We start from the raw sequence: 25789 nt of genomic DNA on the forward strand, positions 1-25789 counted from the left end.
ATCACAATTGAGGTTGTAACCATGAAAAATATTGTGCTCCCATTAAAGGGAAACTGGCCGAAATAATTAAGCGGAAACAAATAATGACATCCAAATTGGGGAGTTTTCGAATCGATTTTCAGAGCTGGCTTCATATGAAATCTTCCTAACCAATATAAGAGGTTTATGCTTAGAAATTTCCGTCATATCCTGTCTGCTGGTGGGTAAAGCCTTATCGCAATTTAAGAAGTTTTGTCTTTTTTTGCGAATCTATTTACATATAAGGCATATTTTGTAATACTTCTTTATTATAATGTAACTTTAAAAGGGCAGGAGTAGTGAATGTAGTTATGAATTCTAGGTGTGCAACAGAAATTTGTTCTGAGATTCGTATGAAGCGTTGGGAAATGATGGAGTTGGCCAAGATGTATGGACTAGGTCATGAGTATACCCTTCGCCAAAGCGAGCAGCTTGATAAACTAATAAATGAGTATTTGATCCTTCAACATCATTCATCAGTGGAAGTGAGAAATAAGCGAGAAGAAATGGTTGTTATTGTGCAGCAGCCCTTTAATGATGACATTACATTTTAAAGGGAACTGAATGCATGCATGACTTTTTATATTAGCAGGCAGAGAAACATTCCCCTTTATCCGATTTCTGGTGAATGAACCTTTACAAACATATCATGAAAACAATTAAAGAAAGACTCATATACACAAGAATATATCTTTTGATTTTCCTAGGGGTTTAAGGTATATCGAGGGGAGGTCACCAGAAGGTGTCCTTCATGCATCGGGATTGGTTTAGAGGTCTTAATTTTTCTGAATGGATTTAACTGATAACAAAAAAGTAAGAGCTGACTCACTTGATGGAGCCAGCCATGGAAGTTTGGGAATTACAAAATTTCCAATAATATTACCATGAACAAAAGGCCGACAATGAAGGAATAGGTAGATGTGCGTTCATTACCATCCCCATGGCTTTCAGGAATCAATTCCTTATAAACGATGAAAAGCATGGCCCCGGCGGCGAAAGCTAGGCCATATGGAACCAGGAACCCAATGTAAGAGGTTAAATAATAACCCAGTAAGCCCGTAATTATTTCAATGGTACCAGTTAAGGTTGCTATCAGGAACGCTGTGAGTTTACCGATTTTTTGATTAATTAAAAACAAGGCAACTAGTAAGCCTTCCGGAGCATTTTGCAGGCCGATGGCAAAAGCGATCAAGTTACCTGTATCAGCTGTATCAGAGGCGTAACTGACCCCTACAGAAAGACCCTCAGGAATATTATGGAGTGTAATAGCAGTGATGATGAGCAAAGCCTTTTCATCGAACTGAATGCCACTTTTCGTATGGCTGAGATCGATATGAGGAATGTTTTGTTCCATGATCGTTAATGTCATTACCCCGAGAAAAACCCCAATTACTAGCTGAATATACCCTCCTGTGGCCAGAGACTCCGGGATCAGGCTCAATAACGAAGCAGCCATCATGATTCCAGCGGTAAATGCCAGAAGCGTGTCTCTGAATCGATGTGTGATTGAACCTTGAATGAACAAGATCGGTAACGCACCAAACCCTGTAGACATTGCAGATAGGATGCTGCCTATTAAAACTCCACTCATAAATTTCTCCTTTGTAAGGTACTTATCTTTACTTACTTGTAAATTTTTGGGCGGAACAATAATTTATTGTATTTAGACATAAAGAATATGTTCCAGGAAAAAACCATTTTGAATCATTCTTCTGCATACCATTTTTTCAATGTCAGGTCAGAAGGTAGCAATATGCTGATGATCCCCAGTAATGGCAGGAATCCCACTAGCTTAATCATGGATTCGATTCCAATTATATCTGCAATGGCTCCCAATGAAACGGATCCAATGGCACCCATTCCAAAGGCTAACCCTACAGTCAAGCCTGCCATCGTTCCGACTTTTCCCGGGACCAATTCCTGTGCGTATATTACAGTGACGGAAAAACTGCTCATTATAATGAATCCTGCTATCAATAATAAGATAAAAGCGGCTGTAGGAGGTACGAATGGTAAAAGTGCGGTTATTGGCATGCTGGCAGCGAAAGAAAAGAAAATGACATTTTTACGCCCGAATCTATCAGCAAGCGGACCTCCGAAAAATGTACCTACAGCACCAGCGGCTAAAAAGGCAAATAGGAAAAATTGTGCGGATTTTATCGTGAATGAATACTGCTCGATCAAATAAAAACTATAAAAGTTCGTCATGCATGATACATACCAGGAACGGGCAAAGATTATGAATAAAATCAATACCAGGGCTTTGGCCACTTTATGTGACCGCTCTTTATTGACTATTTTTGCAGCAAGCTTTTTAGGCTGGAAGTGAACTAATTTTTGGGAATACCACTTGGCAATATACAGCAATAGGATTACGGCCATTAAGGCAACCAAGGCAAACCAAAGTGCGCCTTTTTGACCAAAGGGAACAAGTATTATGGCTGTGATGAGTGGAGCAAGTGCCTGCCCGCTATTCCCGCCGACTTGATAAATTGATTGTGCCAGGCCTCTCTTTGGTCCTCCTGCCATGTAGGCAACCCTGGAGCCTTCAGGATGGAATATGGCTGACCCTAAGCCCATCAAGATGACTGCACCAAGGATCATGGTATAATTGGGGGCAATTGCGAGAATGATGACCCCGATTAAGGTACTGGTCAACCCAATGGGCAACGCATATGGAAATGGCTTTTTATCCGTATAGAACCCAACTGCTGGTTGCAGGAGCGATGAGACGATATTCAGGCAGAATGCAATCATCCCCAGCTGAGTATACGTTAGCGACATTGATTTTTCGAGGATTGGGAACATGGCCGGTACAACGGCCTGAAGAGAATCATTCATTAAATGGCATATGCCTATGATGATCATGATTTTCAAAGTCATATCTTGTTTTTGCGGTTTTGTTTTAATGGCAGCGATACTTCCCATCTGTATATTTCCTTCTTCCTGATTAAGATTTTTACCTATTCCATAAATAGATTCAAGAAGCATGCACCGTATGCATGACACCTTTAAATAACTCAGAATCGTTACTAGTCTTCATAAAAAAATGAAACTCTTCAAAGTATTGCTAAGGGTGGTCTTTTATCAGCGGTAAGCTGATTGTAACGGTTGTACCGTTCAGAGGTTTACTTGAAAACTCGATGGTACCGTTAAACGATTCAATTATTCGTTTACACACAAATAGCCCTAATCCCGTGCCTTCCTTTTTCGATGTATAGAAGGGATCGAACACTTTACCTATATCTTTTTCATTCAGTCCTTGCCCGGTGTCGATGATCATGATTTTAGCCCATTCATTTTCATGGTGAATTCGAATCCTTAACTTTTTCCCAGCTTCCATGGACTCAAAACCGTTTTTGGCAATGTTGAGAATGACTTGTTTGAGTTGGTCCTTTGTACAATGGACCAGGATCGGCTCCTTTATGATATTCCATTCCACTTCAATATTGAAGTGACGTGCTTCAGATTCTATTATTGGTCTCAATTCAGCAATGATACTGCGAATATCATATAAGGATAATGTCTGGGCCATTGGCTTCCCTAAAATCAAAAATTCGCTGACGATACTATTGATTCGTTCAATTTCCTTCATGATGACAGAGTAATAGAACTGATCTTGTTCATCTGGGTGTTTTTCAAGCAGTAACTGCACTAGCCCCTTTATGCCGGTAAGTGGGTTTTTTATTTCATGCGCAGTACTGGCAGCCAATGTACCGACAAAATCTAATTTCTTCCTTTCGTTTAGTAACTTCTGGTTTTTGGTATTTCTGCGAACGATCAGTTCCTCCACGATGGTATAGATCATGTGAGTAAAAAAGAAAGTGAAAAAGACAAGCATTAAAAAAACATTCATGTTATTTGTGTTAATCTTGTCGGGTACTTTGACGGACAGTGTCCAATCGACTTCGGTCAAAGGAACATCCACCCATGTAGAATGTTCAGTGAATCCATCTCCATTTATATCTAGGATTCGGGTTTTTCCCTTTGTTTCCAATATAAAGGTATGACCAGGGCTGAGCATTTTTAATATTTTTTCCATATGATCCAGCCTGATATGTGCCAATAAAAACCCTTGCACTTTTTTATCATGATCCAGAATGGGAGCAAAGATGGAAAAATAATTGAAATCAGGGTTATATAGCTCCTTTGTTCCTACAACAACGGCTTTTTGAGTTTTTACTGCACGCTCAATATCATTTTGTTCAATTAAATAGTGATGATGGAAATTCTTATTCGTACCTGAAACGGAAACACCGTCGCGATTTAGCCAATATACTCCGGCATACCTGGAATCTGTATCTTTGATCCATTTCATAAGAGATTCGGTTTTTTTGTCATCCATATAAAGCACGGAACTGCTAAGGCTAAGCAGCTCAAGGTTTTCCTTAGTTTCTCTGATAACTTGATCTATGTATTCTTGATAAACCGTACCCGCCCATTCAGCTTGTTCCTGTCTTTCTTTTTGAATGGAACGTTCTAAAAGCATCCAATAAATGATAGAGAGAATAATTAATGGTAAAATAACAATAAGTAGATAAGTGGTGAATTTATGCCTTGTTTTCATGTTTGTCACTACTTTAGCTTTTTTTTCAAGTATATCAAAATGAGTGTTTAAACAATAGTGCATACTAACAGGGCAGATTGACAAAAAAGTCTTAATGTCATATAATAACTTTTAATTCAAGATATTTTAATTAAAAATTTTTAAGGTTGTGAAGTTATGGAGAATAATAACATCCAACAGTCTTTGAAACTGTTCATTGTGATGTCAAGAGCTCATCGATCCATTAATGATGTGGTAAATAAACATATAGCTGAAGAGGGTTTGAATCCAACTGAGTTTGCAGTACTGGAATTACTTTATCATAAAGGTGATCAGCCTCTTCAGCAAATAGGCGGAAAAATCCTGCTAGCGAGCGGCAGCATTACCTATGTCGTGGATAAACTTGAACAGAAGGAATATCTACAGCGAATAGCATGTAAAGAGGATCGCCGTGTAACCTTTGCAAAAATAACGGATAAAGGAAAGGCCTTTATTGAAGGAGTATTTCCTGAGCATGAAAAAAGAATCGATGATATCATGAGTGTACTTACGCAAGATGAAAAAGCCACTGTGATCGAATTGCTTAAAAAGATTGGGTATTCCGCTCAAAATTAGCTAAAGAACCAGCACCAGGATTTGACTATAGGTGCTGGTTTTTTATGTCTGATAAAACCTGAATTTGTTTCGAGGACATAAAGGTTTCTAATAACGCTTTGGCGAATTAAATTATATTACGATAACCGCGATAATGTTGATGTGTCTTGAAAGCAAATCGATTGGATAACTTTCTCTGGATTATACAGGAAATTTTTTTTTTATATTGTTAATAGGAGCGTGTACATATGAAATTTAATGAGTATGAATATAAACGTCCTGAAATGGATGAAATTAAAACCCGGTTCATGAAAGCTTTGGAAAAGTTTACTGACGCTGCTAATGCTGATGCACAAATAAAAGCCATGGAAGAAATAAATGAAATACGAAATTATGTAGGCACGATGTTTAATTTGGTCTATATAAGGCATTCCATTGATACCAATGATGATTTTTATAAAGCGGAGAATGATTATTTAGATGACTTCTCCCCTGAAATGGAAGAGTTAACCTCAAAATTTTACAATGAACTCGTTCGCTCGAAATATCGTAAGGAGCTTGAGGTGAAATGGGGAAATCAACTATTTGACCTGGCAGAGGCCCAACTCAAAACTTTTTCGCCCGAAATCATACCACAGCTGCAAAAAGAAAATAAATTATCAAGTGAATATTCACAATTAATTGCATCTGCAAAAATTCAATTTGATGGAAAAGAATTAACACTTGCGCAGCTTCAACCTTTTATGGAGTCTTCGGACCGTGAATTAAGGAAAAATGCAAGTGAAGCATATTACGGTTTCTTTGAGGAAAAGGAGGAGGAATTGGATCGTATATTCGATGAACTTGTCAAAGTGAGGCATGGAATTTCGACAGCGCTAGGTTATGGGGATTTCGTGGAACTTGGGTATTATCGAATGACAAGGACTGATTATGATGCTGAAATGGTTGCTGCATTCCGCAAGCAGGTTAAAGAGGAAGTGGTACCGCTTGTCACCCGGCTGAAGGGACGTCAGCGCGAACGTCTTGGATTGGAGAACCTGAACTATTATGATGAGAATTTTCATTTCAGAACGGGTAATGCCATTCCAAAAGGCAATGCTGAGTGGATCATCGAAAATGGGAAAAGGATGTACCAGGAACTTTCGCCTGAAACGAATCAGTTTTTCAACTATATGATAGATAATGACCTGATGGACCTTGTGGCGAAGAAAGGAAAAGAAAGCGGAGGCTATTGTACTTTTATAGAAGACTATAAAGCTCCATTCATCTTTTCTAATTTCAACGGTACTTCCGGGGATATAGATGTTTTGACACATGAGGCAGGTCATGCATTCCAAGTGTATCGCAGTCGTGATCTTGACATTCCTGAGTATTATTGGCCCACATATGAAGCGTGTGAAATCCATTCGATGAGCATGGAATTTTTAACTTGGCCATGGATGGAGCTATTTTTCAAGGAAGATACGGAAAAGTATAAGTTTTCCCATTTAAGCGGTGCCCTCATATTCCTCCCGTATGGGGTAGCTGTCGATGAATTTCAGCATTTTGTCTATGAAAATCCTGATGCCTCCCCTGCTGAAAGAAAGCAGGCTTGGCGTAAGATCGAGATGGAATATTTGCCACATCGCGATTATGAAGGAAATGAATTCTTGGAGAATGGCGGGTATTGGCAGAGGCAAAGTCACATTTATCAATCACCTTTTTATTATATCGACTATACATTGGCCCAGATTTGTGCTTTCCAATTCTGGAAAAGGTCGACTGAAAAAGATGAAACGGCTTGGGAGGATTATTTGAATCTGTGCCAACTTGGAGGCAGTAAGTCCTTCCTTGATCTCGTTGAATCTGCGAATCTGAAATCCCCATTTGTTGAGGGGACTGTACAGTCCGTTGTGATGGTGATAGACGAATGGCTCTCCACTGTAGATGATAAGGCATTATGAACTATTAGGGTATATGATACGAACTGGATACTTGAGAAAACGCTTGGAGATTATTCCAAGCGTTCAGTTTGTCGACAAAAAGGGGGCGGAGTCCGAATAGTGAGGTGAAGGTCAAAAAATTTGTGAACGGTCGAAAAAAGTGCTCCGGCTGAAAATCAACTGCAACTTTATTAAAAGGAAAGCTGTAGGCAAACTGGATTTCCATCGAGTTTGTCGAAAAAAGGGGTTCGGAATGGTCTCACTCCGAACTATGATTATAAAAGAAGACTTGGTTATCCATCATGAACACTTTTTTTATAGAATGAAACCTCATTGGATTGAAGAAATTTGCGACACTCCTGCCGAATAACTGGCTAGCCGAGACCCCACAGGCGCTTGCGCCGAGGAGGCTTGGCAAACAGTCGGCGGAAAGGGAGCGGATTTCTGAAATCAACTGGAACTTTTATTAATTAGTCTACAGTCTGAACGCTTGGAGATTATTCCAAGCGTTTTTTCTACGCTCGGAAGTGCGGGCATGAAAAGTGCTGATTTAAGCCTCACAGAGAAATGCACAGGGAGTTTCAGACTGCACAATGAGAGAATGTTAGCCAAGGAAAAAACAGCCGACGAAAGGAATATTGATCGGCTTGTCTTAAATGTCTCTTCCTTACATATAAATGTAGGGAGGAGGGGAGAGTATGTTGTCAAGGTGGTCAGGGAGTTTCCAGATTGCAGCGGTTTATGTAGGCACAGTCGTCGGTGCAGGATTTGCAACTGGAAAAGAGATTGTCGAGTTTTTTACCCGTTATGGCTTTTATGGCTTTATCGGGATTTTAATAGCAGGTTATATTTTTATCTTCACTGGAACGAAGATCATGCTCATTTCCGCAAGGATCAGAGCATCTTCTTATGAGGAGTTCAATCAATTTCTTTTTGGCAGGAAAATAGCAGGAATTATCAACATCTTCTTCCTTATTATGCTGTTAGGGGTGACGGCTGTCATGATTTCGGGTTCAGGAGCCGTTTTCGAAGAACAACTCGGCGTGCCCAAAAGTATAGGAAGTTGGTCTACGATCATACTGGCATCCTTGGTCCTGATGATGGGCATGCGCGGTGTTTTCACTGTGAACTCTTTTGTTGTACCAATTATGATCTGTTTTAGTTTGATCCTGTTTTTCTCGACTTTGGGTAATGGGGATTTCTTTAAGACCCTTACAAAAGTTCCTGATGAAGTGATCACCGTTAAAATGATTTTGTCACCATTTGCTTATACAGCCTTTAACCTTGCTTTGGCACAGGCTGTGCTGGTTCCAGTTGCGTATGAAGTTCGAGATGAGAAGGTCATTAAACATGGTGCAATACTTGGAGGGATATTCCTAACGATCATTTTATTAACGGGGCATTTTTCACTTATGACACTTACTGACGTGAATAGTTATGAAATTCCTTCAGCAGTTATTATGAGAACGGCAGCCAGTCAGTTATATTGGATGTTCATTTTGGTGATTTACGGGGAGATATTCACTTCGGTCATCGGAAACATATATGGATTGCAGAGGCAAATCAGCAGTTATATTAAATTGCCAAGCATGCTGATCATAGCTGTGATTTTTTTAATAGCTTTGATCATTAGTGAATTCGGATATGGAAGGTTACTAGGATATATTTATCCGGTTTTTGGATACATAAGCCTTCTTTTTTTAATGCTGGTCTGGAAAAGTAAGGAGGGGAAGGAGTAATGAAGAACGGGGGGCCTGTCCTTAGCCCTCCGTATCAGGGTAAAATGGATGTTCATCCTTTCAACAGCGTCTTAGCCATCTCTAGAAAAGCATCCCGGTAATCTCTATCTTTTTTCGTGAATATAGTTAAGCGGACGGGTGCTTTTTCATCCTTTAGCAATATGGAAGTGATCACATCATCCCCACTTTCCACTTCAAAGCCCGTGCCGCCCTCGAAATCAAGTGAAGGATCCCTAATCGTTTTTGAAATGCTTTTCAGCTGGGCTTGAACATTTTTTTCCACCTCATCCCAATTGACATCCGCCTTCAACAATTCGATTCTCATATAAATGGAGTCATCTTCAGTCAGGAACACAATATCCTTTCCTGGTTCTTCACCACTTAATTTGAATTGTTGTAAAACATAGAGGCTGAACGGTTGATTATCACTTTTTTTTAGGAACGCTGTTCTTTCTTTTGCTTCCCCGTTAATTGTATACTGCAGGTTTTGCTCCATCAGTCTTACTTTGTTATCACTTCGGTCATTGCGATTATCTCCTTGAGAAGTATTACCTTCGTTCCCCTCTTTTACTGAATCTTCCTGTGGCTCATCTGCATTTTCGTCTGTGGTCGTACCGCAGCCAGTCAGAAGAAAAGCGGCGAATGTGACACAGCCAATATAACGTGTCCAACTAGTCATTTGTTTCCCTCATCTTTCTGATTGAAATTCCAACCTGAATGTGGATATACCTGCATCACATACAGGTGTTTTGCCCTTTAATGAATTAGACGGCATGAAGTGGAAATGGTTACAAAAAACGGGAGAATCAATTCGCACGATTGCTATAAAGTGAAAAACGGAATGGTCATCTAGTAACCATCCCGTTTAAGTACATTGAATTATCCTATGATTTTATAATTTTTATGGTTGACGACGGTTTTCTGTTCAAGTTCCAAATCACGATAATTTTCCATATACGTGACGTCCACGATTACTGAGTTCTCGTTCACTTTCTCGACGATTCCTTTTAAGCCTTCTCTAAATTCAATGATATTTCCAACTTCCGCTTTCTTCATGGTAATCATCCTTTCCCATTTTGTTTCCAATGATCAAAAAGTAACTATGGAGTAATTGGATTATTCGAACATCTTGCGGTTTAGATTTTGACGTGGGAAGTGCTAGTAAGAGAATTAGTTATCTCTTATGTCGGTACAGTAAGCTAAACTTTTAAAGGAAGGTGCAATTCTTAAAATGGAGCAACTGTAATGATGTGGCATAATTTGGTATATCTTGAAAACGCAGTTATGCGTACCAGTATGTAATTCTATGTACAAAAAATGCCAATCATTTTACATTATGATATTTTACTATACAGTTTGCACTATTTTAAGACATTCGTAAAGAATAATGTAGCAAGTGGACCTCAAAAAGTTCTGATTTATATTAAGTGGCAAGCTTATGTTAAAATGAAAACGGAATTTCTCCTGTCTGAATATGATGGAACATTTGATAATTAAGGAGGATAATATGATGAATGCAGAAGAAGCAAAAGATGTACTCGATAAACTGGCAAATCGTGAAATGGATGAATTCCGGATAACAAAAGAAGAATTTTTAGCTTTTCGTGAGGTTCTTGTTAAAAGGGAAGACTTTAAACATTTTCGGGGGAATGCTCAACATAACGGTGTGATAATTTATACGTATTTAGAAGAAGCGAGAAGTTGATGGATGTATATTTGGGGGTGGCTCATGATTGAGCCACCCTAAATTATTTATAATGGAAAAATTAATTGTTTCCTTAATTTATTTAAAGCGGACCTTCTCCATGATTTGACGGATGCTACAGTAACTTGATACATCTCAGCGATTTCAGTCACCGTTTTATTTTCCAGGTATGTCTGTAAAAGCCAGCGTTGCTGATTCAGTGTCAATCCTTCCGTGTAGTTTAAGATATTATCGATGGCAAAGGCCTCTTCATGCATTGAAAAAGGATCCTTAATGTCTAATATGAAGGAATCAAAGGGTTCGGTGCGGATTTCATATTTATGATGATGCTTTAATTCGTTCAGAATTTTGCCTTTGATTACCGTGTAGGCATAGTTGGAGAATTGTCCGTATTCCTCATTGAAATTCCTAAATGACTCCCATAAAGCAATCAAGCCTACTTGAAAATATTCTTCCTTATTTTTATAGATGGAAAGTGAGCGGATAATATGATGGATCATCGGAGTGAATTCCTTCGTTAGTGCTGAGAAATCTTCCATTAAGCAAGTCACCTTTAGAAAGTGCACTTTCCTGTATTCCCGGGTGCTTCTACCATAAAATAAATCGATCGGATATTGCCAAATGGCATAACGGAAAAATGGAGGGAATAAAAAGTTGGGTTTAAGGGAGCTAAAGAGAATCTTATTGAAGGAAAAAAAGGGAGATTCATGTAATGTAGAATGTGGGGGGTGACCAAATGAAAAAACACATCCTGATATTGGATGTGCTTAAACAATTCATTCGTTATTCTTTTAGTTTTTTCTCTTCATTCTATGTAAAGTCATATATCATGAAGATGTGTTTACTGTAGACAAATTTGAAGAAAGCGATTTGCCTTACAGTTTTTTCTTTAAAAAACATTGTAGTTGATTTTAGAAATACGCTCCCTTTCCGCGGACTGTCTGCCAAGCCAGTTATTCGACAGGATTGTCGCAATCCAATTCAAAACAGTAAACTAGTCTTGTATAAAAATCATGGTTCAGGATGAACCATTCCGAACCCCTTTTTGTCGACAAACTGTACACATGAAATGTGTTATTTTTCTTTTTCCAGATGACTTTTCCCTGCAATTCATTGAAATATCATTTAGTTAAAACGTCAGAAATAGCTCAAAGTAAACGTTCCCATGGGAATCCAGATTAGTATCAAGAATGGCCATGGTCCCAGTTCGACTTTCACAACCTATGTCGAGAACTTTAAATATTAGAGTAGTCCAAGAAGTGGGGGAGAAAAGCAGTAACGAAATGCTTCATACCTGTTGTATTTCATTATGTAACTCTAAAGGTTTTTAATTGTGATTTCCGAAGCGGGCAAATAATTAAGCCTTTGTATTTGTTAACTTTGCGATTTTCGGAATCCGGAATCCTGTGCGTCTTGTTCAGTACAAAACATTTCTTCTGGTTTCGTTATTTCGTAATATTGGCCCGAAGGAATGTGATAAATTTTATTGCCTTTAGAGTTTATATTCCCTTTAATTTGCGGGTTACTGCAAGACCCGGTGGGCTTTTCCACTGATGCTTCTTTTGACTTCGAATCATCAAACCCTTTTGAAGTTGCATAGTTTTCAATTGACCAAATACCTATTTTGTCTTTTTGGGCTTGTTTCTGGATATTTTCCAATTCATCAAGATATTTCGTGTTCGGTGCATAAACATAGGCTACTCTGGCCAGTCCTTTTTCAAGCAGGAGTTTATTCACCATTTTACCATCAACATAAAAATAGGCCAGCAGCCGGCCATATTTATCTCTTTCACCTATGCCAGTTTCTACTTCCACTTTTGAACCCGCAGGCATTAGTTCCTTGGTGAATTTGCTAGCTTCAGGTCCAAAAGGCTGAACGGGCTTGGATGGGTGCACGGTTTCTGGAGTATCTACCAAAAGAAGCCTGACCGTTTCTTCATTTCCATTAGCCAATTTGATTTTTACTGTATCTCCGTCAACAACTTTGATGATCTCGGCTGTGAATGTCTTGCCTTTTTCTTCATTTGAAGAATCCGCACTGGATCGGATATTTTCGTTGGAAATTGAATCTTCCTGTTTAGATTGATCAATCAGGTTATCTGATGCTGCCTGGCAGCCAGACAACGTGATCAGGCAAAGTGCAGTAAGGAGAAAAACATTCAGATAAGAATGTAAAAAGGAATTTCTGTTCATGATAAGTCCCTCCATTTATTAAGGTGTTTTCTACGTTCGTCATGGATATATTCGGCAGAAATAATACTAACCTATAAAAAAGCGAAAGAAAATGAAAATCATTGAAATTTTTACATGCATCGCTACCCCATATCATGATAGTTTCTTATAATGACATGGTGGAGTAAGGGAGGCAGGTGTTAAAAATGATATTTAGGCTTGAAAATATCAGGTATAAAGGGATCCTGAAAATTGATGATTTGAAAATACCCGCTTGTATGGTTACTTGCCTGACAGGGGAAAGCGGCGCAGGAAAAACCTCACTGCTCCGATTATTGAACAGGATGGATGACCCGGATAGCGGTTCGATCTATTATCAGGATCAGTTGCTGGATAAATTAAACCCGATAGAGCTCCGACGTAAAGTTACAATGCTTTCTCAGGCACCGTTCACTCTACCAGGTACGATTGAAGAAAATCTTCAGATTGGCCTGGAATTGACAGAACGGGAAAAAAAGGATAAAGCCGAATTAGTTAAAGCACTTGAAACCGTCCAGTTGCAGAAGTCTTTAGACGAGGGGGCGGAGAATCTTTCTGGCGGGGAGAAACAAAGGCTGGCACTAGCTAGGTTACTTTTATTGAAACCCGAGGTGTATTTACTGGATGAGCCGACTTCAGCTCTAGATGAGGAAGCCGAGCTGACGGTCATGAGCCGTTTTTTAGAAGAAGTAAAGCGGGAAAAAGGAACCGTCATCATGATAACCCATTCAAAACAGCTTGCGGAAATATGCGCTGAGAAGAAGATCGTTCTGAAAAAGGCGAAGGAGGGTGACTATTAATGGGGGCGAATGGGATAATAGATATTGAGTTCTGGCGTCTTTGTGCTGCCTACGTCTTTGTAGTAATTTTGCTCATAATCGTGAAATGGCGCGGGATTTCAAGGGAAAAGCAAATCATGCTCGCTACAGTTCGGATGACAGTCCAACTCATTCTCGCCGGATATGTTTTGACATATATCTTTGAAAATCCCCATCCTTTACTTTCTTTAGGATTTTTATGTGCGATGGCCCTGTTTTCCATCCATAATATTTTTAAGCAAGTATCCCACACGCTTAATAAGAAAATCAAAAGGATGGTTATCCTAAGTATGTTGTCAGGTCCCATGGCTGCCTTGTTTTATTTTAATGTGGTCGTGATCCATTTCACGCCATGGTATGAACCGAGGTATTTCATTCCAATTGCAGGGATGATCGTGGGGAATGCCATGACTGGAGTGACATTGGCGCTTAAAAACCTCCATGATGGGATTAGCAGTAATCGAGAAAAGGTAGAAGCGATGTTGATGCTTGGAGCGACTCCGGCGAGGGCTGTGAAGAAATATGTGGATGCTGCATTCGACTCGGCAGTGCTCCCGACTTTGAACAATATGCTCGGGATGGGGATTATCTTCCTTCCAGGAATGATGACAGGACAAATCCTGTCAGGGATAAGCCCGCTCATCGCTATTGAATACCAGATTGCGATACTAATCGGGATTCTTGGAAGTGTTTCATTAACGGTGGTGCTTTTCATTATGCTGAGTTTCAAGGCTTTTTTTACCAAAAATGCACAGCTTTCCATTTAATATTGAAGAATCTGAAAAGTTATAGTTGCAGTTCCATCTATATTTTTGTACTATTTTTTAGGTACCAGATAGTTTTGGTTTGTTTGTTGGGAATGATAATGCTATTCTGATAAGGAAAAGGGTATTTCTTTTTTCATATCTTTCCTGATTGGATAGAGAAAACCCCTTACATAACCTATTTTTGTTAATTTATCTTAAAGGAGATTGATTTATATGGTAGAAAAAACATTTACAGTAACTGCAGAAACAGGAATTCATGCTCGTCCGGCAACATTGCTTGTACAAGCTGCAGGAAAATTCGATTCAGAAATAAACCTTGCTTATAAAGAGAAAAAAGTGAACCTTAAGTCCATTATGGGTGTAATGTCACTAGGTATCGGCAAAGGTGCGGAAATTACGATTTCTGCTGAAGGAAGCGATGAAAATGATGCATTAAACACACTTGCTGAAACGTTGAACAGAGAAGGATTAGCAGAATAATGTCCACTTTGATTAGTGGAATAGCAGCTTCAAACGGAATAGCCATCGCTAAAGCCTATCGACTGACTGAGCCAGATTTATCGATTGAAAAAAGAAGCATAGAAGATGTCGGGGCGGAAATATCCCGTTTTAAGGAAGCTATTCAAAAGTCAACCAATGAATTGGAGATAATCAGGGATAAAGCCGAAAAGGATTTAGGGGCGGATAAAGCCGCTATCTTTGATGCACACCTGCTTGTTTTGGCTGATCCGGAACTTATAACTCCAATTCAGGATAAAATACAATCGGAAAACGTCAACGCCGAGTTTTCCTTAAATGAAACCGCAAGCATGTTCATTACGATGTTTGAACAAATGGATAATGAATACATGAAGGAACGTGCAGCGGATATCCGTGATGTCACGAAACGGGTGATGTCACATCTTTTAGGTGTTCATATTCCAAATCCGAGCATGATTGCTGAAGAAGTGATCATCATTGCGGAGGATTTGACTCCATCCGATACAGCACAGTTGAATCCGGCATACGTCAAAGGATTTACTACCGATATCGGTGGACGTACATCCCATTCAGCCATAATGGCACGTTCTTTGGAAATTCCAGCAGTCGTTGGAGCGAAGTCAGTGACCTCGTCCATCGAAAATGGTGACTTGGTCATCATTGACGGGTTAAAGGGGGAAGTTCACATCAATCCTACTCCTGAACTCGTGAAACGCTACGAAGAGGAACAGGAAGCCTATGCTATGCAAAAGGCTGAGTGGGCGAAACTGGTTCATGAACAAACCGTTACAAATGATGGTCATCATGTGGAATTGGCAGCCAATATTGGTACGCCGAAAGATCTGGAGGGCGTACATCAAAATGGCGGTGAAGGCATCGGGTTATATCGTACGGAATTTCTTTATATGGGCAGAAATGACTTTCCAAGTGAAGAAGAACAGTTCGAGGCATACAAAGCGGTGCTCGAAGGAATGTCAGGTAAGCCTGTAGTCGTCAGAACGCTTGATATAGGCGGAGACAAGGAGTTGCCTTATTTAGAGCTTCCTAAGGAAATGAATCCTTTCCTTGGATACCGCGCGATACGTCTTTGCTTAAATGAGCAGGAGATTTTCCGGACTCAGCTCCGTGCCCTGCTTCGTGCAAGCATTTACGGAGATTTGAAAATCATGTTCCCGATGATTGCCACACTAGCTGAATTCCGCGAAGCTAAAGCCGTCTTGGCTGAAGTTAGGCAGGAATTGCTTGATAATGGTGTTCAAGTTGCCGAAAAAATTGAAGTCGGAATCATGGTTGAAATCCCTTCAACTGCAGTGATGGCGGATATATTTGCTAAGGAAGTTGATTTCTTCAGCATAGGCACTAATGACTTGATCCAGTATACGATGGCCGCTGACCGAATGAATGAGAGAGTATCTTATTTATATCAACCATACAATCCAGCGATTTTACGCATGGTTAAAATGGTCATAGATGCAGCTCATAAAGAAGGGAAATGGGCCGGAATGTGCGGGGAAATGGCTGGAGATGAAGTTGCCATCCCGATTTTGATCGGTTTGGGACTTGATGAATTCTCAATGAGTGCCACTTCGATTTTAAAAGCACGTTCTTTAATTAGCCAACTTTCGCTTGAAGATATGAAAAAACTATCTCAAGAAGTTTTAGGGCTGGATACGAATGATAATGTGAAAGAAGCGGTACTTAACGCTTTGAAGAAGTAAATAAATGAGGAAAACAGCACCCCATCCACAGAACCTTCGGATGGGGTGCTGTCCTGTAATTTTTGCTTGATTATTTGAGAAAAAATGTTTAGTGCACGAAAATGGGGGTAAATAAAAAGCAAGCACAGTTGTTTAGCTCTATTAGGGCAGCTGACATTCTCATTTCCCCCTTTGTCGTCGGTTGGGTTATCCAACCGGCTATTTTTTTTGTAAATAAAAAAATCATAAGAATGATTATTCAGATTTTTCACTTTACGGTTATGACGATATAATGGAATTATAATTTTAAGAAAATGGAGGTTAGATCTTATATGGAATTACATTTGGAAAAGAAAAATGCTTTGATTTTAGCTTCAAGTCAAGGTTTGGGGAAGGCTATGGCAGCTGAATTGGTTAAAGAAGGAGCAAATGTCATGTTAGCCAGCCGTGATGGAGATAAGCTTGCCGCCGTGCAAAGGGAATTATCGCAGCTTGGGGCGGGTAAAGTTTCTTATATGGTAACGGATATAACTAAAGCTGAAGATATTAAAAACTTGGTTGGGCAAACGGCTAAAGAGTTCGGCGGTATCGACATTCTTATTAATAACGCCGGAGGTCCTCCAGGGGGTTCATTTACTGATTTCAACGATGAAGAATGGCAACAATCTTTCGAACTTAATTTACTAAGCTTCATAAGGACGATCCGTGAGAGCTTGCCACATTTAAAAAAACAGGGCGGGAAAATCGTTAATATTGCTTCTTCATCCATTAAGGAACCGATTCCAGGATTGATTTTATCGAATACCTTTCGGACTGCAATCGTTGGATTGTCAAAGACGTTAGCTTCAGAATTAGCACCAGACGGGATATTGATCAATACAGTTGGACCAGGAAGAATCGCAACGGACCGCGTTCAGCACCTTGATAAAATGAATGCTGAGAAACAAGGCGTCACTCCTGAGGAGGTGACTGAACAATCCATTAACAAAATCCCTCTTGGACGTTATGGGGAACCCAAGGAATTTGCAAAGTTCGTTACTTTCCTTGTTTCAGGTGCTAATACATATTTAACGGGGCAGTCCTATTTAGTTGACGGAGGATTGATAAAGTCCATTTAAGGATTTTTGAAACAAAAATGATTGGGAGGAATCTGCAGTGATGCAATCGAACAAAGTGATCGGTTTCATAGGTTTAGGAGTTATGGGAAAAAGTATGGCCGCAAATCTACTTAAGGCGGGATTTGAGGTATTTGTTTATACAAGGACGAAAGATAAGGCAAGTGAACTGCTCACACAGGGTGCGAAGTGGGCATCTGCACCAAAGGAAATTGCACAGAAAGCTAATGTGATCATTTCCATGGTAGGATACCCTAGTGATGTGGAAGAAATCTATCTTGGGGAAAATGGGCTTATCGAGAACGGGAAACATGGAACCCATTTAATCGATATGACGACCTCCACTCCATCTTTGGCAGTGAAAATAGCAGAGGAAGCCAAGAAAAGAGGCATGGAATCATTGGATGCACCGGTTTCCGGAGGAGATATCGGTGCTCGTGATGCAAAGCTTACGATCATGGTCGGCGGGTCTAGTGAGGCATTTGAAGCGGTCCGGCCCATTTTTGATATCATTGGCAGCAATGTTGTCCATCAAGGCCCGGCTGGCTCAGGACAGCATACGAAAATGTGCAATCAAATCGCCATTGCGTCTAATATGATTGGAGTGACTGAAGCGATTTCCTATGCCAAAAAGGCGGGGTTGGATCCGGAACGGGTTTTAAGAAGCATATCATCGGGTTCTGCCGGAAGCTGGTCACTGTCCAATCTTGTACCGCGGATGGTTGAAGGGGATTTTGAACCTGGTTTTTATATCAAGCATTTTATCAAGGATATGAAGATTGCACTTGATGAAGCGGAAAGAATGGGAATGGACGCTCCTGGATTAAGCCTGAGTAAATCCCTATATGAGGGGCTGGCAAAAGCTGGCGAGGAAAATAGCGGTACACAGGCATTATATAAACATTATAATTAAGTGCTAGCATTTCTTTATCATGAATAAGCTGATAGCGACAGCCTTTACAAAAAGGAGTGAAAGCTATGGGCGAATTCGATGATATCAATATGAAATTCCAGGAATTAGAAGATGGTCGATATATTGTAAGGATTGAAGGTTTTAAACGAGAGAAAACAATTCATCGAACGAAGCCCATTCGTTGGGACCTGAAATTAATGAATGAAAGTCCGCTAATCTTGCCGGTGAAATTCAGTCATATCGAAACGAATGCCGGTTTTCAGATCCTGATGCGCGAATTGAAGAGTTTAGGTTTTTCAAAGCCGCGTTCCGCAAAGGAATTTGAAGAAGTGATGGCTGATTTACTTGGGTCCATCGTTGAAGTGAGCCTTACCACGACAAATAAGGAAGAAGGATATCGGGAAATCCGTTTTTTACGGAGATTGTATTAGTTGACTGGCTTGGTGAAAACCTTCGGTAGCCTGACACCTTTGAAAATAGGAAAGTGGCCTTCAATTATTCATTCAATTGAAGGCCACTTTTTTTTCGATCACTTTATAGCTAAAAAAGCTTCAATACGGTCCAAAGCCTTTTCCAGGGTTTCCATGGAATAGGCATAAGATATCCTGAAGTACCCTTCGCCAAGGGGAGAGAAGGCATCTCCAGGGACCACTGCAACTTTTTCCTGTTGAACAAGCTTGAGGCAAAAATCAAGGGAAGAAGCATAGCCTTCTGGCAGCTTTATAAAGAAGTAAAAGGCACCATTTGGTTTGACTATTTCCAGGTTCATCGCTTGTAAGCGACTGTATACGTATTCCCGTCTCCGTGCATACTCAATCTTCATAGGGATGGCATCATCTCTGCCTGCCGTCAATGCTGCCAAGGCAGCTCTCTGTGATATGGAGGCGGCACAAGTCACATTGTATTGATGAACCTTCAGGATGTGCTGAGAGATGGCTACAGGCGCAAACAGAAGGCCAATTCTCCACCCGGTCATGGAATGGGACTTGGACAATCCGTTCAGGACGATGGTTTGTTCTTTTAAGAAAGTGGCAATCGAAACATGCTCCTGATCGAATACCAGTTCACTGTATATCTCATCGGCCAGTATGAAGATGTCCTTGCCCCTTACAAGTTCGGCAATGTCCAATAATTCTTCGGCAGATAATGTAACCCCGGTCGGATTCGATGGATAGGGCAGAACGATGCACCGAGTATGATCAGTTATGTACTTTTCAATTATATCAGCAGTCAAACGAAATCCATTTTTTGTTGTATCGGCATAAACAGGTTTTGCACCGCACATCTTAATGATGGGTTCGTATCCCGGATATACTGGACCCGGTAATATTACTTCGTTCCCTGGGATGAGGATTGTTCGAAAGGTAATGTCTATGCCTTCGCTGGCACCAGAGGTCACTAGGACTTCATTCTCCGGATTATAGCTAAGCTTGTATTTATCCTTTACATATTTTGAAGCGGCTTCCCTTAATTCCAGATAGCCGGCATTGTGAGTATAAACGGTATAGTCATTATCGATGGCTTGTTTTGCCGCTTCTTTAATATGCATCGGAGTTGGAAAGTCAGGCTGTCCTATCGTTAAGGAAATGGTGCCTTCGATATCAGCGACCATATTGTAGAATTTACGGATTCCTGATATTTGAACGTCTTTTACTAGAGGGTTTATTAAATGTTCCATCTATGAATATCCTCCCTTTTCTAACTACATGAATTATGTACTATGTTTGACTCATTCATTCTATTTTATCATTTAGTTTGGATGGGGGAGAAAACTTTTTGAGATTAATGAATTAAAGGTATAATGTATGATAAGAAAATTTTGAGGGTTGATACATATGATAAGGACTTGCGCAATTACTTGTAATCAAGAAGTCAGTTTTGGTTTACCGCTAACGGAAATGAATAATCCGGATATCGAGTGGTACTGGGTGGATTTTTCCAACCCCACAAACAAGGAAATCGAACTTTTATCCAATCATTTTCACTTTCATCCGCTGGCTATTGAAGACTGCCTGGATGATTTTAACCAACGTCCCAAAATGGATTTTTATGAGGGCTACCAATTTCTTGTTATTCATGCGCTAAGGGAGAAGGTATTTAAAGCAGTGGAGTTGGATATGTTTGTTGGTGAAAAATGGATAGTCAGTTTTCATAAGGAAGATATGCTTGAACTGGAAAAGGTATGGGAAGAAATTGCAGGTAATAAAATGTTGAAGCAAAGTCCCTTTTTCTTGATGCATAGGATAATTGACAGGATTGTCGATGAATTTTTCCCACCTGTCTATAAAATTGAAAGCGAATTGGGTAGCATTGAGGAAAATACTGAAAATGACACGATTAACGAATTGATGGATCAGCTTTTCGATTTACGTACAGATATGTCCAGGCTTCGTCGGACCATATTGCCAATGCGTGATTTATTATACAGAATGATTTCATCAGAGCGTCTGAAATACTTGAAAGATCAGCACCTTTATTTTAATGATGTGTACGATCATCTTCTTAAATTGACTGAAATGCTTGAATCCTATCGAGATTTTTCGTCCGATATCCGTGATAGTTATTTGTCTGTGAACTCTAATAATATGAATTCAACGATGATGACATTGACTGTCATCACTACCATTTTCATGCCGCTGACCTTCATAGTGGGCGTATATGGAATGAATTTTGAATACATGCCGGAATTAAATTGGCATTATGGCTATTTCCTCATTCTTGGAATGATGGGCGGAATTGCCTTGATGATGTTTTTATTCTTTGTTAAAAAAGGATGGCTCAATCCAAAGAAAAGGTCGCGAAAGAGATGAAAAGACCCAACTGACCTGCTATTCTAAGTTTCAGTTGAGAAATTGGGGAGTATGCTGGATTTTGTTTCCGCAGCGAGAATATCTTGGAAGGGCTGCAGGGCGTTAATTTGCGAACATCCAATCAGGTCTGCTTTATCCATGTCAGTTATATCATGGAGGGGTTTATATCGAAGAGACAGGCCTTACGATCGATATGGTGGCCGCAGTGGTGAAAAATGAGCTTGGAAAAGGGGGACTCTGATGGGTCCCTTTTTAGTTTGGCTTCTTTTTTTATCTGTACTCTAAACAAAAGAAATATTTAACCGAATTAATAGGTATGAGTTCATTGATAAAACCATGATTTTTTCCTTGCGGTTATTTGACTTTTGGAATTATGAAATGAAAAAGTAGAAGGGCGAGATGAAACAATGGTAGCAAAAAAAGGAATATTACTGGAAAGTGGTACGAATGAGCTTGAGATAGTGGAATTCGGTCTCGGAAAGAATAAATTCGGCATTAACGTAATTAAGGTGAAGGAAATCATTAATCCTGTCCCCATCACGCTTGTCCCTCATTCCCATCCAAATGTGGAGGGGATCATTGAGCTTCGCGGAGAAGTCCTGCCAGTTGTGAATGTGGCGGATGCTTTAGGATTTCCGCCATCTGAAACTCCTGAGCAGGATAAATTCATAGTGGCTGAATTCAATCAGCAAAAAGTGGTTTTCCATGTACATACCGTAACACAGATCCACCGTATTTCCTGGTCCCAAATCGAAAAGCCTTCGGATATGTATCAAGGCCTTGAAAGTCAGATCATTGGAGTAATAAAATTAAATGGTGAAATGTTACTGCTACTCGATTTTGAAAAAATAGTGGTCGAAATCAATCCAGAATCAGGAATAAACATCCAACAGGTTAAAAAGCTTGGTATCCGGCAAAATTCTGACAAGAGAATCCTGATTGCAGAAGATTCTCCTTTACTGAGAAAACTGCTGTTTGATACATTGTCAGAAGCTGGATTCAAGTACTTGGAGTTTTATGAAAATGGACTTGATGCATTTAATTATCTGGAGAATTTAATTGAATCAGGAAAAGTGGCTGAAGATGAAGTGCAACTGGTGATTACCGATATTGAGATGCCTCAAATGGATGGACATCATTTGACTAGAAGAATAAAGGAAAACGGGGAACTAGCTGGGTTGCCGGTGATTATTTTCTCTTCTTTGATTACTGAAAGCCTGCGTCATAAAGGTCAGGTTGTAGGGGCTGATGCACAAATCAGCAAGCCTGAAATTGCAGAGCTTATAAAGTTGATAGACAGCTTGGTATTATGAATGTGAAAACGGGCCGATGAGGCGTTACCTCACGGCCCGTTTGGTTTATCAATAATCAATACTTGGAACCTTTTCCTAAAAAGGAGGATGGGAATGGATTGTGAAAAGGCTGCTTGACCGACCCACGCCCGTGAGCCCTTTTCTCGGTGTTGGTAGGGTTCGGTTGCTTTTCACCTGCTTGTCCAACGTAAGATTGCAGGATCTGTTTTGCCTTGGATAATGACAACGCGGCTTTAGGATTCCGTATGGAGGCTGCCCGGCTGCCGAGGTGGGGCAGTTTTTTCAAATCTTCCTTAGTGGGAGGTAAATGAAAAACATATGATCCGCATTCGACAATGACGTCGGATTGTTGTGCTGCAAAGCGAGGGTTATCAGAGAAATGAAGTCCAATCTTCTTCGCTTTTCCTTCTTGCATAAGCTTGCTTAATGCGAGCCGTTTTAAATTATATAAATTCTTGGGCTCCAATGCAGTCTTTGCGTGTTTATTGACAATAAACACGGCTTGGGCAAGGGAGTTTATCGAAAACTCATCCCTTTCAGAATGTCCTTTCGTTTGGTTCATTATGGAAACTCCTTTTCTTAATAAGGTTAGAAGGACATTACAAACAGACTTCCTTCAGTAAAAACCTGTTTTTATATATTGGTTGAAATAGAGACGTGTGTGCAACCAGGCAGAAAATAGTGAAAAAATAATGCATGTACATCTCTAGGGTATGACCATCATTTCCCAACACTTTACCATCTATTCATTTTCATATTATACCACTTCAAAATATATAGGGAAGTAAAATTCAATCGGACGCCTTTTGGTCCAAGAAAAAGAAGGCGTTTATGTCGCCTTCTGTCCAACCTTTATTGAGTGTATATATTGATATTTTCAGATACCCCAGCCTGTGCGCCGAATTGTTGCTGCTGGTAACCCTGAAAGCCTTGATAAGCAGGGTAAGCAGGATAAGCGGGGTAAGGAGGGTAAGCGGGCGGGTATGGAGGAGGATATGGAGGATAGACAGGTGGACGGTTATTGAATAGCAACGGTCCAATTGCCAATCCTGCAACAAAAGCTACAGGCGCCAATAGCGGAAAGAAAGGAAAGAAGCGCTCGTCATTCCAATATTCAGGTCCATATTCATTCCCATATGCATTTCTGTAATCGTTCTGTAGCATTATGGTCTGCGGATAATGGTAGTAAGGAAAATACTGTGTTTGCATAATTAGCCTCCTTTTCTCAAATTCTTTACATAGTATGGATTTTTTTAAGAAAAGAGCCTGTATCATCTTAATCTGTTATAATGAATCTACTTATGAGAAAAATTTGGGGGGACCTTAATGAGTCGGTTTAAAGGCATTTTTGCAGTCGGTTTTGGAGGAGCGGCTGGAGCGATATTGCGTTATTGCGTAATCTTGACTGCTGGCCATACCTTCTTCCCGTTTGGAACCCTCTTAATAAATATAGTAGGCAGCTTTTTACTTGGAATGATCAATGGCTATTTCGTCTCGAAAAAGAAATCGCTTGTTTTTTTAGCGCTGGGCAGCGGGTTTTGCGGCGGTTTCACCACGATGTCCACATTTTCCCAAGAAGTGGTGAATCTACTGCAGACCTCTCTGCCATTGGCGGGACTGTATCTTGGTGCCACGCTTTTTTTTGGTTTGGTCGCTGGTTTCCTCGGACTGGGCCTTCTTAATAGGCGGAGAGGTGAGTCCCTTTGATTGAGGTTCTTTCAGTTTTTATAGGAGGCTTTTTTGGGGCTGCCTCAAGATATGTCTTGCAGATTATTTTTAATAGGCTATTGCCTGCCCTCTCGATACCAATTAGCATTTTACTGATTAATCTTATAGGTTCCTTTGGGCTGGGAATGGCGTTGCCACAGAAAGAAAGCTGGGCTTTATCTTTGCAGGTTTTTCTGACAATAGGTTTCCTGGGTGCTTTTACGACCTTTTCAACATTCAGTATGGAAACCCTTGAACTTATTAGAAAACACCGATATATAGATAGCCTGATCTATATATCGGCGTCTGTTTTAGGTTGTATCGGCACTTTTCTGTGTGGCTATTTAATTATGGTATAACCTTTATGGCAATTACCATTGGTACTGGTAAAAAAAACCTGGTTTTCTCAGATATACTTCTAATGCTATAATTCATAGGAGTCCATTACAAATGATATGGCAACAAGTTGTTTTATTCGCACAGGTTTTGTTAATAAGTCTGGCGGTTTTCCCCTGTGTTCTTTTCCTATCATTTTTCGGCATGGAATTCGTAAACGGTCAATTCCGGACGTGAAAGGAAACGATAGGGGAGACGAGTAGTGCCAAGCCCTCTATTAACATGTAACGTTAATGAATCGATTTCATACGTGCCTTCCCTATACTTTTCAGCGTATGGGGGAGTTACAAGGGCACCGGCAAAGGGGATTTGCACTTGACCTCCATGACTGTGACCGCTTATTTGATACTGGATGTCATAAGTCCTTGATGTGTCGGCAAGGTCAGGGGCATGCGAAAGCATAATGGTGAACACTTCTTCCGGGATGCCAGAAAGGGCTTCTTCAAAATCAGGTTTTCCAAGCATGGCATCATCAACCCCGGCAATGAATATTTCTTCAGCGGTTAATAAGGTAATCTTGGTTGAGGTATTTTTCAACATGGTGAAATGGGATTTTTCCATGATATCGCTGTAAATTTCTGAGCCATATCCCCCATGATCATGGTTACCGTAGATGCTGAATTTTCCAAGTGGCGCTTTGAGTTGATTCAAAACGGGGGGGATTTTCTGGTGAGCCTTGTATTTATTAGGCTGGTCCATTAAATCTCCGGTAAATAAAATAACATCCGGGTCCAGTTGGTTTATCTTGTTGACAATTGCCTGTAAATCTTTAAGCTGAAATTGAAAGCCTAAATGCGTATCACTGAATTGGACCATTTTCATGCCATGAAAACCTTTTGGGATAAGCGGGTGGCTGATGATTTTATGCTTGGTTTCTAACCATTTCGGCTCCAAATTATGGGCATAATAGCTTCCGCCAATACCTAAACCGGTTAAGGTAGCCAATGTACCAAGACTTTTCTTAAGGAATGTTCTTCTGGATATGGGTTTATTCAAATTAATCAACCTATCTAATTTAAAAATGTTACTTCCTCATAC

General features: G+C 40.1%; 27 protein-coding genes. 16 read left to right on the forward strand and 11 right to left on the reverse strand.

What is annotated here, in order from left to right:
* Positions 1–329: 329 nt before the first annotated feature.
* Positions 330–572, forward strand: coding sequence for an aspartyl-phosphate phosphatase Spo0E family protein (locus tag NYE63_RS07710; protein ID WP_063232027.1), 243 nt, complete (start codon positions 330–332; stop codon positions 570–572).
* Between the two features lie 305 nt (positions 573–877).
* On the opposite strand, the gene NYE63_RS07715 is transcribed toward NYE63_RS07710, so the two are convergent.
* The 3 genes from NYE63_RS07715 to NYE63_RS07725 all read right to left on the reverse strand — a co-directional run bounded on the left by NYE63_RS07715 (position 878) and on the right by NYE63_RS07725 (position 4585).
* Positions 878–1609 (reverse strand): ZIP family metal transporter, encoded by a 732-nt coding sequence (locus NYE63_RS07715; RefSeq protein WP_342604700.1) that lies wholly within the window; start codon positions 1607–1609, stop codon positions 878–880.
* A gap of 113 nt (positions 1610–1722) precedes the next feature.
* The gene (locus tag NYE63_RS07720) at positions 1723–2946 is read right to left on the reverse strand and encodes an MFS transporter (protein ID WP_342604701.1); all 1224 of its coding nucleotides are present in this window, start codon (positions 2944–2946) and stop codon (positions 1723–1725) included.
* Positions 2947–3088: 142 nt separating this feature from the next.
* Entirely contained in the window at positions 3089–4585 is a 1497-nt protein-coding gene (locus NYE63_RS07725) for a sensor histidine kinase (RefSeq protein ID WP_342604702.1), read from the reverse strand.
* 156 nt (positions 4586–4741) lie between these two features.
* On the opposite strand from NYE63_RS07725, the gene NYE63_RS07730 reads away from it, so the two are divergent.
* From NYE63_RS07730 to NYE63_RS07740, 3 genes are all read left to right on the forward strand, one after another.
* Positions 4742–5179 carry a MarR family transcriptional regulator gene (locus NYE63_RS07730; protein ID WP_034314147.1) on the forward strand — a complete coding sequence of 146 codons (438 nt, stop codon included), beginning with the start codon at positions 4742–4744 and terminating at the stop codon, positions 5177–5179.
* Between the two features lie 227 nt (positions 5180–5406).
* Complete coding sequence (locus NYE63_RS07735) at positions 5407–7101, forward strand: M3 family oligoendopeptidase (protein ID WP_342604703.1); 1695 nt, start codon at positions 5407–5409, stop codon at positions 7099–7101.
* 677 nt (positions 7102–7778) lie between these two features.
* Positions 7779–8819, forward strand: a complete 1041-nt coding sequence (locus NYE63_RS07740; RefSeq protein WP_342604704.1) for a hypothetical protein — start codon at positions 7779–7781, stop codon at positions 8817–8819.
* A 52-nt stretch (positions 8820–8871) separates the two neighbouring features.
* On the opposite strand, the gene NYE63_RS07745 is transcribed toward NYE63_RS07740, so the two are convergent.
* Positions 8872–9498, reverse strand: coding sequence for a hypothetical protein (locus tag NYE63_RS07745; protein ID WP_342604705.1), 627 nt, complete (start codon positions 9496–9498; stop codon positions 8872–8874).
* 200 nt (positions 9499–9698) lie between these two features.
* A complete protein-coding gene (locus tag NYE63_RS07750) occupies positions 9699–9875 on the reverse strand; it encodes a DUF2187 family protein (protein WP_064505160.1) in 177 nt (58 codons plus the stop codon).
* Positions 9876–10329: 454 nt separating this feature from the next.
* Between NYE63_RS07750 and NYE63_RS07755 the strand changes: the two genes are divergently transcribed.
* Complete coding sequence (locus NYE63_RS07755; RefSeq protein WP_063232021.1) at positions 10330–10524, forward strand: hypothetical protein; 195 nt, start codon at positions 10330–10332, stop codon at positions 10522–10524.
* Between the two features lie 47 nt (positions 10525–10571).
* On the opposite strand, the gene NYE63_RS07760 is transcribed toward NYE63_RS07755, so the two are convergent.
* Positions 10572–11063, reverse strand: a complete 492-nt coding sequence (locus NYE63_RS07760) for a sigma-70 family RNA polymerase sigma factor (protein WP_342604706.1) — start codon at positions 11061–11063, stop codon at positions 10572–10574.
* Between the two features lie 835 nt (positions 11064–11898).
* Entirely contained in the window at positions 11899–12717 is an 819-nt protein-coding gene (locus tag NYE63_RS07765; RefSeq protein ID WP_342604707.1) for a thermonuclease family protein, read from the reverse strand.
* Positions 12718–12905: 188 nt separating this feature from the next.
* Between NYE63_RS07765 and NYE63_RS07770 the strand changes: the two genes are divergently transcribed.
* From NYE63_RS07770 to NYE63_RS07800, 7 genes are all read left to right on the forward strand, one after another.
* On the forward strand, positions 12906–13535 hold the full coding sequence (locus tag NYE63_RS07770) for an ATP-binding cassette domain-containing protein (RefSeq protein ID WP_342605705.1): 630 nt from the start codon (positions 12906–12908) through the stop codon (positions 13533–13535).
* Positions 13535–14320: an iron export ABC transporter permease subunit FetB gene (fetB, locus tag NYE63_RS07775; RefSeq protein WP_342604708.1), complete on the forward strand. Its 786-nt coding sequence runs from the start codon at positions 13535–13537 to the stop codon at positions 14318–14320. Before NYE63_RS07770 ends, fetB begins: the two co-directional genes overlap by 1 nt.
* Positions 14321–14533: 213 nt before the next feature.
* Entirely contained in the window at positions 14534–14800 is a 267-nt protein-coding gene (locus tag NYE63_RS07780; protein WP_034314127.1) for a phosphocarrier protein HPr, read from the forward strand.
* The gene (gene ptsP / locus NYE63_RS07785) at positions 14800–16518 is read left to right on the forward strand and encodes a phosphoenolpyruvate--protein phosphotransferase (RefSeq protein ID WP_342604709.1); all 1719 of its coding nucleotides are present in this window, start codon (positions 14800–14802) and stop codon (positions 16516–16518) included. Before NYE63_RS07780 ends, ptsP begins: the two co-directional genes overlap by 1 nt.
* A gap of 311 nt (positions 16519–16829) precedes the next feature.
* Positions 16830–17615, forward strand: coding sequence for an SDR family oxidoreductase (locus tag NYE63_RS07790; protein WP_342604710.1), 786 nt, complete (start codon positions 16830–16832; stop codon positions 17613–17615).
* Between the two features lie 40 nt (positions 17616–17655).
* A complete protein-coding gene (locus NYE63_RS07795) occupies positions 17656–18525 on the forward strand; it encodes an NAD(P)-dependent oxidoreductase (RefSeq protein ID WP_342605706.1) in 870 nt (289 codons plus the stop codon).
* Positions 18526–18590: 65 nt separating this feature from the next.
* A complete protein-coding gene (locus NYE63_RS07800; protein WP_342604711.1) occupies positions 18591–18956 on the forward strand; it encodes a hypothetical protein in 366 nt (121 codons plus the stop codon).
* Between the two features lie 98 nt (positions 18957–19054).
* Here the strand turns inward: NYE63_RS07800 and NYE63_RS07805 are convergent, their stop codons facing one another.
* A complete protein-coding gene (locus NYE63_RS07805) occupies positions 19055–20203 on the reverse strand; it encodes an aminotransferase A (protein ID WP_342604712.1) in 1149 nt (382 codons plus the stop codon).
* Positions 20204–20360: 157 nt separating this feature from the next.
* Here NYE63_RS07805 and corA point away from each other — a divergent pair, with 157 nt between their 5' ends.
* The gene (gene corA, locus NYE63_RS07810) at positions 20361–21335 is read left to right on the forward strand and encodes a magnesium/cobalt transporter CorA (RefSeq protein WP_342604713.1); all 975 of its coding nucleotides are present in this window, start codon (positions 20361–20363) and stop codon (positions 21333–21335) included.
* A gap of 407 nt (positions 21336–21742) precedes the next feature.
* Positions 21743–22648 carry a chemotaxis protein gene (locus tag NYE63_RS07815; protein WP_342604714.1) on the forward strand — a complete coding sequence of 302 codons (906 nt, stop codon included), beginning with the start codon at positions 21743–21745 and terminating at the stop codon, positions 22646–22648.
* A gap of 55 nt (positions 22649–22703) precedes the next feature.
* Here NYE63_RS07815 and NYE63_RS07820 read toward each other — a convergent pair whose 3' ends face one another.
* Together NYE63_RS07820 and NYE63_RS07825 are read right to left on the reverse strand one after the other, a co-directional pair.
* Entirely contained in the window at positions 22704–23210 is a 507-nt protein-coding gene (locus NYE63_RS07820) for a YkyB family protein (protein ID WP_063232011.1), read from the reverse strand.
* A gap of 290 nt (positions 23211–23500) precedes the next feature.
* Positions 23501–23857, reverse strand: a complete 357-nt coding sequence (locus NYE63_RS07825; RefSeq protein ID WP_342604715.1) for a hypothetical protein — start codon at positions 23855–23857, stop codon at positions 23501–23503.
* Between the two features lie 117 nt (positions 23858–23974).
* Here NYE63_RS07825 and NYE63_RS07830 point away from each other — a divergent pair, with 117 nt between their 5' ends.
* Complete coding sequence (locus tag NYE63_RS07830; RefSeq protein WP_342604716.1) at positions 23975–24355, forward strand: CrcB family protein; 381 nt, start codon at positions 23975–23977, stop codon at positions 24353–24355.
* Complete coding sequence (crcB, locus tag NYE63_RS07835) at positions 24352–24714, forward strand: fluoride efflux transporter CrcB (RefSeq protein ID WP_342604717.1); 363 nt, start codon at positions 24352–24354, stop codon at positions 24712–24714. The genes NYE63_RS07830 and crcB overlap by 4 nt, the downstream gene beginning before the upstream one ends.
* 169 nt (positions 24715–24883) lie before the next feature.
* Here crcB and NYE63_RS07840 read toward each other — a convergent pair whose 3' ends face one another.
* Entirely contained in the window at positions 24884–25747 is an 864-nt protein-coding gene (locus NYE63_RS07840) for a metallophosphoesterase (protein ID WP_342604718.1), read from the reverse strand.
* Between the last annotated feature and the right edge of the window lie 42 nt (positions 25748–25789).

It is taken from the genome of Peribacillus sp. FSL E2-0159, from assembly GCF_038643155.1.
Lineage (GTDB): Bacteria > Bacillota > Bacilli > Bacillales > DSM-1321 > Peribacillus > Peribacillus simplex.

Excerpts from the sequence above, each read along its gene's own strand:
- NYE63_RS07730 (WP_034314147.1), top strand. The coding sequence starts at position 4,742 with ATGGAGAATAATAACATCCAACAGTCTTTGAAACTGTTCATTGTGATG.
- NYE63_RS07750 (WP_064505160.1), bottom strand. The coding sequence starts at position 9,875 with ATGAAGAAAGCGGAAGTTGGAAATATCATTGAATTTAGAGAAGGCTTA.
- NYE63_RS07725 (WP_342604702.1), bottom strand. The coding sequence starts at position 4,585 with ATGAAAACAAGGCATAAATTCACCACTTATCTACTTATTGTTATTTTA.
- NYE63_RS07825 (WP_342604715.1), bottom strand. The coding sequence starts at position 23,857 with ATGCAAACACAGTATTTTCCTTACTACCATTATCCGCAGACCATAATG.
- NYE63_RS07800 (WP_342604711.1), top strand. The coding sequence starts at position 18,591 with ATGGGCGAATTCGATGATATCAATATGAAATTCCAGGAATTAGAAGAT.
- NYE63_RS07815 (WP_342604714.1), top strand. The coding sequence starts at position 21,743 with ATGGTAGCAAAAAAAGGAATATTACTGGAAAGTGGTACGAATGAGCTT.
- ptsP (WP_342604709.1), top strand. The coding sequence starts at position 14,800 with ATGTCCACTTTGATTAGTGGAATAGCAGCTTCAAACGGAATAGCCATC.
- NYE63_RS07830 (WP_342604716.1), top strand. The coding sequence starts at position 23,975 with ATGAGTCGGTTTAAAGGCATTTTTGCAGTCGGTTTTGGAGGAGCGGCT.
- NYE63_RS07715 (WP_342604700.1), bottom strand. The coding sequence starts at position 1,609 with ATGAGTGGAGTTTTAATAGGCAGCATCCTATCTGCAATGTCTACAGGG.
- NYE63_RS07745 (WP_342604705.1), bottom strand. The coding sequence starts at position 9,498 with ATGACTAGTTGGACACGTTATATTGGCTGTGTCACATTCGCCGCTTTT.
- NYE63_RS07780 (WP_034314127.1), top strand. The coding sequence starts at position 14,534 with ATGGTAGAAAAAACATTTACAGTAACTGCAGAAACAGGAATTCATGCT.
- NYE63_RS07760 (WP_342604706.1), bottom strand. The coding sequence starts at position 11,063 with ATGGAAGATTTCTCAGCACTAACGAAGGAATTCACTCCGATGATCCAT.
- NYE63_RS07735 (WP_342604703.1), top strand. The coding sequence starts at position 5,407 with ATGAAATTTAATGAGTATGAATATAAACGTCCTGAAATGGATGAAATT.
- NYE63_RS07710 (WP_063232027.1), top strand. The coding sequence starts at position 330 with ATGAATTCTAGGTGTGCAACAGAAATTTGTTCTGAGATTCGTATGAAG.
- NYE63_RS07740 (WP_342604704.1), top strand. The coding sequence starts at position 7,779 with ATGTTGTCAAGGTGGTCAGGGAGTTTCCAGATTGCAGCGGTTTATGTA.
- NYE63_RS07765 (WP_342604707.1), bottom strand. The coding sequence starts at position 12,717 with ATGAACAGAAATTCCTTTTTACATTCTTATCTGAATGTTTTTCTCCTT.
- NYE63_RS07790 (WP_342604710.1), top strand. The coding sequence starts at position 16,830 with ATGGAATTACATTTGGAAAAGAAAAATGCTTTGATTTTAGCTTCAAGT.
- NYE63_RS07755 (WP_063232021.1), top strand. The coding sequence starts at position 10,330 with ATGAATGCAGAAGAAGCAAAAGATGTACTCGATAAACTGGCAAATCGT.
- corA (WP_342604713.1), top strand. The coding sequence starts at position 20,361 with ATGATAAGGACTTGCGCAATTACTTGTAATCAAGAAGTCAGTTTTGGT.
- NYE63_RS07820 (WP_063232011.1), bottom strand. The coding sequence starts at position 23,210 with ATGAACCAAACGAAAGGACATTCTGAAAGGGATGAGTTTTCGATAAAC.
- NYE63_RS07795 (WP_342605706.1), top strand. The coding sequence starts at position 17,656 with ATGCAATCGAACAAAGTGATCGGTTTCATAGGTTTAGGAGTTATGGGA.
- NYE63_RS07720 (WP_342604701.1), bottom strand. The coding sequence starts at position 2,946 with ATGGGAAGTATCGCTGCCATTAAAACAAAACCGCAAAAACAAGATATG.
- fetB (WP_342604708.1), top strand. The coding sequence starts at position 13,535 with ATGGGGGCGAATGGGATAATAGATATTGAGTTCTGGCGTCTTTGTGCT.
- NYE63_RS07805 (WP_342604712.1), bottom strand. The coding sequence starts at position 20,203 with ATGGAACATTTAATAAACCCTCTAGTAAAAGACGTTCAAATATCAGGA.